Here is a 9,256-nt window from a genome sequence, read left to right on the forward strand (position 1 = left end):
CTGCCCAAATGGGCAGGCGTTTAAGACATGCAAAAAAGCTTAAAGCGCTTTATTTGCCGCAATATCCCAACCCATATCAGGTTTTGCGCCTTCGCCGCCTTTCGCGGTTTGTTCGATGTATTTAACCTTGACCGCGCCGAAATTCAGCGTGACATTCTCGGTCAAACGGTCTTCGCCGCCGGAACCGCCGGTGGAAACGGAGGTTACGATCAAGTCCGTCATTGTGATGGTTAAATATTCGACCGGTTTCTCGCCAGCCTTACGGACGATTAAATCCGCCGTTTCAAAGTGCTTGCCGTTGCAGCACGCCTTCATCAGATCGGGACTGCTCTTATCGATATATTTAGTGACGCTGATATCCTGCACATTCACTTTTCCGGAGCCGGAACCGCCGCCCATATGGGTCGAGCCGCTATTCGACATACCCCAACTCCACGCCAGCACGTCGATGGTATCTTTGTGCTTGTCGTCCTGGGCTTCACCTTTTACATCTTTGATTTTCAAAAACATATCAACTGCCATGACCTTCTCCTTTCTTTTACAGAATTAAATTTAAACTTACGGTTAGATAAAAAAACGCTTATTTGACATGCTCATACCATACTCAAGCCTCCTGAATATTCAAAACCCTCCTTGACAAATCCTAGCCACCTTTTCCGGAAGGCAATTTGGAAACCAAGCGCAAGGACACCGTGAGTCCTTCCAATTGATAATGCGGCCTCAAGAAAAACTTGGACGAATAATAGCCCGGGTTACCCTCGACTTCCTCCACCACCACTTCCGCGGCCGCTAAAGGCTTGCGCGACTTGGTCAGTTCGTCCGACATCGCCGGGTTAGGATCGACATAATTGTTTATCCAACTAGTCAACCATTTTTCCATGTCGTCGCGTTCCTTGAAAGAACCCACTTTATCCCGCACCATGCACTTCAGGTAATGCGCAAAGCGGCAGGTTGCAAATAGATAAGGCAGCCGTGCGGCCAAATTGGCATTGGCTGTCGCATCCGGATCGTCGTATTCGGCCGGTTTTTGCAGCGACTGCGCGCCGATAAAGGCGGCAAAGTCTGTATTCTTTTTGTGAATCAACGGCATGAAACCGCTTTTAGCCAGCTCGGCTTCGCGCCTGTCGGTAATGGCGATTTCGGTTGGGCATTTCATATCAACCCCGCCATCGTCGGTGGGGAAGGTATGCACGGGCAAGCCTTCCACGGCGCCGCCCGACTCGATACCGCGTATGCGGGAACACCAACCGTACAGTTTGAAAGACCGGTTGATATTGACCGCCATCGCATAAGCCGCATTCGACCAAGTGTATTTAGTGCTGTCGGCACCGGAGGTGTCCTCTTCAAAATCGAACTCGTCTACCGGATCGGTTTTGGCGCCATAAGGCAACCGGCTCAGAAAACGCGGCATGGCCATGCCCAGATAACGGGCATCGTCGGATTCGCGTAATGAACGCCAGGCCGCGTATTCCGGTGTCTGGAAGATTTTGGTCAAATCGCGCGGATTGGCCAATTCGGACCAACTTTCCATTTGCAACACGCTAGGGGCAACCCCGGACAGGAACGGCGTATGCGAAGCCGCCGCGATTTTTGCCATTTCGCCCAGCAACTCGACATCCGGCGGGCTATGGTCGAAATGATAATCGCCGACCAAACAGCCGAACGGTTCGCCGCCAAAGGTGCCGTATTCCTCTTCGTACAATTTTTTGAACAGTGGACTTTGGTCCCAAGCCGTACCTTTGAATTTTTTTAGGGTTTTACCCAGTTCTTTTTTGGAAACGTTGAAAACCTTGATTTTCAGCATTTCATCGGTTTCGGTGTTATTCACCAAGTAATGCAAACCCCGCCATGCGCCTTCCAACTGTTGAAAATCGGGATGATGCAATACCAGATTCAACTGCTCGGAAATTTTTTCGTCCAAGCTGGCGATGATGGCCTGTATGCTTTTTATCGCATCGTCGGAAATTTTCGAAACGTCCTGCAAGGCAAATTGGGCCAAGGTCGACACCGCTGTGTTGACCTGATTGGCTGCTTCCGTGCCGGGCTTGAACTCTTTCGACAACAGCGCCGAAAAATCGTCGAATTCCAGGGTTTCCGTGGCGCCTTGCTGGGCTTGTGTATCTAATTCGGCCATAAATTACTCCCCACTGCCTTCAGCGGCATCGGCTGGTTTTTCGGACTCCGCCGGCTTGGCCTTCTCGGCCAGCGTTTTCAACAAAGCTGGGTCGTTAATCAATTTGGCGATCAATTCTTCGGCGCCGGTTTTACCGTCCATATACGTAATCAGATTAGACAATTGGGTTCTGGCTTCCACGATTTTATCCAGACCGGCCACTTTTTTGGCCACAGCCGCGGGCGAAAAATCGTCCATGTTTTCGAAAGTGATATCCACACTCAAGTTGCCTTCGCCGGTAAGGGTATTGGCCACTTGAAATGCCGCTCTGGGCTTCATGGATTTCAAACGTTCGTTGAAGTTATCGACATCGATTTCCAATAACTTGCGGTCGGCAATGGGAGGCAAGGGTTCGGAAGGTTTACCCGACAGATCGGAAAGTACACCCATTACGAAGGGAAGCTGTACTTTTTTCTCGGAGCCATAAACTTCCACATCGTATTCGATTTGAACGCGCGGCGCCCGGTTTCGTTGAATGAACTTCTGACTACTTTCGGCCATTTCCTACTCCATATGATTGGTTGATTATTAATATTGATCCGCATCCGGATCGGGACCTTTTATCTGCTCTAATTGGGACATGCCATCCGGCAACAAATTTTGCACAATTTGCATAAAATCCGCATTGACTAATTTTTTTGCCCGCTCAAGCAAAATGGGCACCGGGCTGGAGGGTTCGTTTTCCCGATAATATTTGCAAATTAAATCCAGCGTTTTCAGTACATCTTGGCGGGAGTTCACCCCACCGACAGCCGCGGCCTTGCGGGACGAACTTCCAGGGCCCGGCTCACCCGCGGCGCCTTCTCCGTCGCCGGATAGCTCGTCCTCTTCGCCCGCGCCGGTTTCCGCATATTGGTCGAATACGTAGCGCATTTCTTTCAGCAGAGAAGATAACGCGGATAAATCGGGGCCATTTTCAATGCCGACTTTCTCGCCGACAAAGCTATCCAGCTGTTGCACCAGACTAATGCTGTCGTTAATCGCCTGATAGCTGGCCGCAACCGATTCTTCCGCCGCATCCATGAATGCCGCCCGGATACTATTAACGTCCGGTTTGGCGACACCTTCGGGCGCCTCTACTTTATCGGAGGCAAGGTGGTAATCGCGCAAACTATAGCGGCCGACCGCTTTTGAATCCACCAATGCCGCCAACGTTAACGGCCACAGCACCGATTCGAAATTACTGAGTTCTTCCAGGATATTAACGCGGGTAGTGGGGTCGAGATCATCGTCCGGATCCAAAACGGGATGCAGCTCATCCCAATATTTTTCCAACAAACCGTACAAAAGCTTTAAACCGTCCCGAAATCCTAACACCCCTTCAAGATTGATTAACGCCCGCAACAAATAAACGACAACCTGCATGTCCTTGCTCTGTTGCAGAATGGCCAGGGATTGCTTATGAATATCCCGCCAATTGGGCGGCTGGGCTTTTTCGCCGGTGATAGGGTCCTCGGGTTTTCCCAGGATGTTTTTGCCCAGTTCAAGATAGGCGGGATCATATTCCAGATAATCGCCGCAAGGGTTATCGGGGGAAACGTCCTCTAACAATGTTAACAAATCAGCCATGAAATGCCTTTTTGGACTTATTTAAATTTACGCTGCACCTAGCCTAGTCCAGTTTGCCGAAAAATTAAAGGCCTTTCGTTCCGGCTCGCCGTAAATCAGTAATTCAGAATTTTATAACCCTCACCCATCCATACAGGTCAGTACCTCCGTCTGCATTCCCAATAATGCCTCGCACTTTACCAGCAATTGCCGAAAGTATTGCCAAGCTTCGGGCATTTCACCCGCTATTAACGCGTCTTCCAGCCGGCCGGCAATGCCCCGAAAATCGTGAAACCCATAAAAACAAAAACTACCGTGCAGCTTATGGGCAACATCCAGGGCCAGTTCCGCCGATTGGCCCTGCAAGGCCTGCTCCAGCCGTACCAGTTGCAAAGGCAATTCCTGAAATAATTTTTGCAAAAACTGCCGGCCCAATTCGCGGTTACTATCGACTTTTTCCAGAACGGAATTTGCATAATATTGGCTGTCCGCATCGCTGACGGGCGCGCGCCACACAGCGATGATGCGCTGCAGGTCGGCCAGCACAATGGGCTTAATCAGGCAATCGTTAAAACCGTCCGCAATCAATAAGTGTTTTTGATGGCTTTGCACATGCGCGGTAATGGCGATAACCTGCGACGACTGGTTGGCGGAGCCGGCCCTGATTTTTTTCACCAATTCGAAACCCGTCAACCCCGGCATGTTGACATCCAAAAACACCAGCGCATATTTTTGCTGTTGCAAAAAGTGCCAAGCCTCCCGGCCATCGATCGCCAGCGTAATATCGTCGCTCCAACATCCCAACTGTTCAGCTAATAACCAACGGTTCATTTCGTTGTCATCGGCAATCAAAATAGATAAATCGGTTAAGATCATAAAAATCAAATCCTGTTTAAATCGCCCGAATAGGGTATTTAGCGGTAGCGAAACCGATCATCAGATTAAAATGTCACAAAATTATCACGAAAGTTTGCGGTAACTGTGATTGGATTTACGACGATGGCTACATCATAATGTACCGGTTTAGAATCACTTGCAAGCCCCGATGACACTAACGGCAAAACGCAGCATTCTTGTAATCGAGGACGGCCCCGACATTGCCGCCATGGCGGCCGCCAATCTGCGCGGCGCAGGCTATGCGGCGGAAACGGCCGCCGAGGGCGAAACCGAAATGGCCGCAATAGCCGAAAATACTTACGATGCCGTGATACTCGATCTGCTGTTACCCGGCACGACGATCTGGAAATCTGCCGCGGATTGCGCGCCGGCCCCACTATACCCCGATTATCGCCGGAAGTTCAAATCGTCGCGACAACTGCGAAAGCTCGTCAACGCAAGAAGGTTTAGGCTGAATGCAGTAATTACAAATCTGAACCATGCCTTACCGTTGGTATATTTTCAGCGGGGATCGATGGCGGGATTGAAATACGCAATTTCCAGCCGGTTACGGCCATTTTGTTTGGCGAGGTATAAGGCATCGTCCGCCACCCGTATAATCGTGGGTAATGAGTCGATAGCCGTCACTCGCCGGGTGCAAACGCCGATCGATATCGTGGTGGGTATCGTTTGGCCTTGATAACTAAAAGGGTGCAGCATCACCGATTGCCTAATCCTTTCCGCCCAGCCCACGGCCGCATCTCCAGGCGTTTCCCGCAATAACATGATGAACTCCTCGCCGCCATAACGCGCCAGCAAATCCTCTTTTCTCATTTGTTCGGCCAGAATAGCGGATAAATCCTTTAACACTTGGTCGCCAGCCGGGTGACCGTAAGTATCGTTTTTACATTTAAAATGATCCACATCGCACATGACGATGCTCAATAAGGCGTTATTGCGTTTGCAAAAGGAAAACTCCTCGTGCGCGCGCTGCATAAAAGCGCCCCGATTGAGGATACCGGTCAATGCATCGGTGTAAGCCGCTCTATACAAAGCCTGTTCCGACTCGGCTTCGTTGAAGCATTTATAATCGACACGCATAATAGTGTCGCCGGCCTGAATCCGGTCATGCGTATTCAGCCAGTGCTTTTCGATGCGTTGCCCCGCCAGAAAACTGCCGTTAGTGGACTGCAAATCCTCGAATAAGATCCGGTCCTTAAAAACGGTGAATGCACCGTGCCTTCTGGAAATTTTCGGATCGCCGATGACGATATCCGCTTCGTCGCTACGGCCTATCACATAGGCTTGCTGTTCTAATTTGAATTGCCTGCCCCGATCGCAGCCCGACAAAATGACCAGATAGGGTTCGAGCACATGTTTCGTCTGAGCATGGTTAACCGCCCCACCGACCATAGTGGTAGAAGGCAGCAACGAACCAATTTTGCGTGAAGAGCTCATGATGAAATACGAAGCAATGATTTAACCCGAAAGGCCGGCCGGCGGCGAATCTCCCCACAATCGATAAACATCCATATCTCTATCCGTCTTTTTAATGCAAGTATTTTGCAGTGTCTCAAAGAGAGGCTTAAGCTTCAAGTTTTTAAGCTCCGTTTTGCCGACATCAAGGCCTCATGATAACACGCATAAAAAAGCCCCGGCACCCAAAGGTACCGGGGCTTTAGGGCTTAAAGCGCCTTAAACGGCAATTACATCATGCCGCCCATGCCGCCCATGCCGCCCATATCAGGCATTGCAGGCGCTTTGCTATCGGCCGGCGCATCGGCCACCATGACTTCGGTGGTGATCATCAAACCGGCAACCGACGCCGCATTTTGCAAAGCGGAACGAGTTACTTTGGCGGGATCCAGAATACCCATTTGGATCATGTCGCCGTATTCGCCGGTTGCCGCGTTGTAACCGAAGTTACCGCTGCCTTTTCTGACTTCGTTCAGCACCACGGAGGCTTCATCGCCGGCGTTGGTGACGATTTGACGCAAAGGCTCTTCCATAGCGCGGCGCAGGATGTTGATACCGACGGTTTGATCGTGGTTGTTGCCTTGCAGGCCTTCCAGAGCGGACAGCGCACGGATCAGCGCTGTACCGCCACCGGCAACCACACCTTCTTCAACGGCGGCGCGAGTAGAATGCAACGCGTCTTCGACACGGGCTTTTTTCTCTTTCATTTCCATTTCGGTAGCCGCGCCAACTTTGATTACCGCTACGCCGCCAGCCAGTTTGGCCAGTCGCTCTTGCAGCTTCTCGCGGTCGTAATCGGAAGTCGCCTCGTCGGCTTGAGCGCGAATTTGCGCCACGCGGCCCTTGATTTGGCCTTCGTCGCCTGCACCATCGATGATGGTGGTATTTTCTTTGTTGATTTGCACGCGTTTTGCGGTACCCAGTTGGTCCAACTCGGCTTTTTCCAGCGACAAGCCGACTTCTTCGGAAATAACCGTACCGCCGGTAAGCACTGCGATGTCTTCCAGCATGGCTTTGCGGCGATCGCCGAAACCAGGTGCTTTAACCGCCGCCACTTTAACGATGCCGCGCATGTTGTTGACAACCAGAGTCGCCAGCGCTTCGCCTTCCACGTCTTCGGCGATGATCAGCAAGGAACGGCCTGATTTGGCCACGCCTTCCAAAATCGGCAACATTTCGCGGATGTTGGAGATTTTTTTGTCATACAACAATACAAAAGGATCGTCCAGTTCGACGCTCATGCTTTCTTGTTTGTTGATGAAATAAGGAGACAAATAGCCGCGGTCGAATTGCATACCTTCGACAACGTCCAGTTCGTTGTTGAGGCCGGTACCTTCCTCAACGGTGATAACGCCTTCCTTACCGACTTTTTCCATCGCTTCGGCAATGATTTGACCGACCGATTCGTCGGAGTTCGCCGAAATGGTGCCTACTTGAGCAATCGCTTTGCTGTCGCTGCAAGGTGTTGCGGCTTTTTCGATCGCGCCGACCGCGGCGTTTACCGCCATGTCGATACCGCGTTTCAAATCCATTGGGTTCATGCCGGCGGCGACGGACTTCAAACCTTCGTTAACGATAGCTTGAGCCAGAACGGTAGCAGTGGTGGTACCGTCGCCGGCCACGTCGGAGGTTTTGGACGCCACTTCTTTAACCATTTGCGCGCCCATGTTTTCGAATTTGTCTTGCAATTCGATTTCTTTCGCTACAGACACGCCGTCTTTAGTGATGGTAGGCGCGCCGAAGCTTTTGTCCAATACCGCGTTACGGCCTTTAGGACCCAGGGTAACTTTTACTGCGTTTGCCAAAATGTTTACGCCTTGCGCCATTAAGGCACGGGCTTCGCCGCCGAATTTTACGTCTTTTGCTGCCATTTCTTGATTTCCTGAAATTTTAGTTATTGATAAACAATCGCTCTTGAGGATTAACCCAAGATGCCCATGATGTCTTCTTCACGCATGACGATATATTGCTCGCCATCGACTTTGACTTCAGTACCGGAATATTTGCCGAACAATACTTTGTCGCCCACTTTAACTTCCAATGCGCGCACTTGACCATTGTCCAGAACTTTACCGGAACCCACTGCCAATACTTCGCCTTCGCTGGGTTTTTCCGCTGCGGAACCCGGCAATACGATACCGCCGGCGGTTTTGGTTTCTTCTTCAACACGTTTTACGACAACGCGGTCATGTAACGGACGAATTTTCATCAATGTCTCCTTAATGGGTTAAAAGTTAAAGATTAAACTAAACTATTAGCACTCTCTTGCAACGAGTGCTAATAATATCGAGCTTTTGCACTCTGTCAAGCTCTTTGGCATTATCCGCACCCTATTCATCACCCGTATTCATCATGAACGACCAACAACTACTCCGTTACAGCCGCCAGATCATGCTGCCGCAAGTCGATATTGCCGGACAGCAAAAACTGCTAGCCGCCAAAATATTGATCGTCGGCGCCGGCGGCCTAGGCTCGCCCGCCGCGATGTATCTTGCCGCTGCCGGGGTTGGACAAATCACAATCTACGATGATGACCAAGTCGACTTAACCAATTTGCAACGCCAGATTGCCCATGGCACCACCGATATAGGGTTGGATAAAGTCATTTCAACCCTCAACACGCTGAAAAATATCAATCCGGATATACGGGTTCTACCCCACAAAGCCCGCTTACAGAATGAATTGCTGGCTCGGGAGGTAGCCGCCGCCGATGTAGTCTTGGATTGCAGCGACAATTTCAGCACGCGTTTCGCCATTAACCGCGCCTGCGTGACCCGCGGCACCCCGCTGGTTTCCGGTGCGGCTATTCGGTTTGAGGGACAAATCAGCGTATTTACTCCCGGCACGCATAGCAGCCCGTGTTATAACTGCCTGTATCAAAGCGAGGGCGAAGAATTACAGAACTGCGCCCGTAACGGCGTGATTGCCCCCATCACCGGCATCGTCGGCAGCATTCAGGCCTTGGAAGCGTTGAAGGTGATCATGGGGATAGGCGAGACTTTGACCGGCCGCCTGCTGATCCTGGATGGCTTGAGCATGGAATGGCAAACATTGCGTTTAAAGAAAAATCCGGCCTGCCCGACCTGCGGAACGGCTTGATTTCTGCTTGCAAAATAAAGCCGGGAATCCCCGGCTTTATTTTTTTTCGGCGGCGATACGCTTATTTTTTACCGATCAGCGCTT

The 9,256-nt window shown here is 51.0% G+C and carries 9 protein-coding genes; 1 reads left to right on the top strand and 8 read right to left on the bottom strand.

Features of this window, described 5'->3' with window-relative positions; genetic code table 11:
- Positions 1 to 39 precede the first annotated feature (39 nt).
- The 8 genes from NP596_RS17965 to groES all read right to left on the bottom strand — a co-directional run bounded on the left by NP596_RS17965 (position 40) and on the right by groES (position 8,282).
- The gene (locus NP596_RS17965; RefSeq protein ID WP_256616778.1) at positions 40 to 522 is read right to left on the bottom strand and encodes an Hcp family type VI secretion system effector; all 483 of its coding nucleotides are present in this window, start codon (positions 520 to 522) and stop codon (positions 40 to 42) included.
- A gap of 121 nt (positions 523 to 643) precedes the next feature.
- The gene (gene tssC, locus NP596_RS17970; protein ID WP_256616779.1) at positions 644 to 2,134 is read right to left on the bottom strand and encodes a type VI secretion system contractile sheath large subunit; all 1,491 of its coding nucleotides are present in this window, start codon (positions 2,132 to 2,134) and stop codon (positions 644 to 646) included.
- Between the two features lie 3 nt (positions 2,135 to 2,137).
- A complete protein-coding gene (tssB, locus tag NP596_RS17975; protein WP_256616780.1) occupies positions 2,138 to 2,674 on the bottom strand; it encodes a type VI secretion system contractile sheath small subunit in 537 nt (178 codons plus the stop codon).
- A 27-nt stretch (positions 2,675 to 2,701) separates the two neighbouring features.
- Positions 2,702 to 3,742 (bottom strand): type VI secretion system protein TssA, encoded by a 1,041-nt coding sequence (gene tssA, locus NP596_RS17980; protein ID WP_256616781.1) that lies wholly within the window; start codon positions 3,740 to 3,742, stop codon positions 2,702 to 2,704.
- A 120-nt stretch (positions 3,743 to 3,862) separates the two neighbouring features.
- Positions 3,863 to 4,597: an Hpt domain-containing response regulator gene (locus tag NP596_RS17985; protein WP_256616782.1), complete on the bottom strand. Its 735-nt coding sequence runs from the start codon at positions 4,595 to 4,597 to the stop codon at positions 3,863 to 3,865.
- Between the two features lie 522 nt (positions 4,598 to 5,119).
- Positions 5,120 to 6,055, bottom strand: a complete 936-nt coding sequence (locus tag NP596_RS17990) for a GGDEF domain-containing protein (protein ID WP_256616783.1) — start codon at positions 6,053 to 6,055, stop codon at positions 5,120 to 5,122.
- 248 nt (positions 6,056 to 6,303) lie between these two features.
- On the bottom strand, positions 6,304 to 7,944 hold the full coding sequence (gene groL / locus NP596_RS17995) for a chaperonin GroEL (protein WP_256616784.1): 1,641 nt from the start codon (positions 7,942 to 7,944) through the stop codon (positions 6,304 to 6,306).
- Positions 7,945 to 7,994: 50 nt separating this feature from the next.
- Entirely contained in the window at positions 7,995 to 8,282 is a 288-nt protein-coding gene (gene groES, locus NP596_RS18000; RefSeq protein ID WP_305891812.1) for a co-chaperone GroES, read from the bottom strand.
- Positions 8,283 to 8,425: 143 nt separating this feature from the next.
- On the opposite strand from groES, the gene NP596_RS18005 reads away from it, so the two are divergent.
- Positions 8,426 to 9,172: a HesA/MoeB/ThiF family protein gene (locus NP596_RS18005; RefSeq protein ID WP_256616786.1), complete on the top strand. Its 747-nt coding sequence runs from the start codon at positions 8,426 to 8,428 to the stop codon at positions 9,170 to 9,172.
- The last annotated feature ends 84 nt before the right edge of the window (positions 9,173 to 9,256 follow it).

The organism is Methylomonas rivi (genome assembly GCF_024505165.1).
Taxonomy (GTDB): Bacteria; Pseudomonadota; Gammaproteobacteria; order Methylococcales; family Methylomonadaceae; genus Methylomonas; species Methylomonas rivi.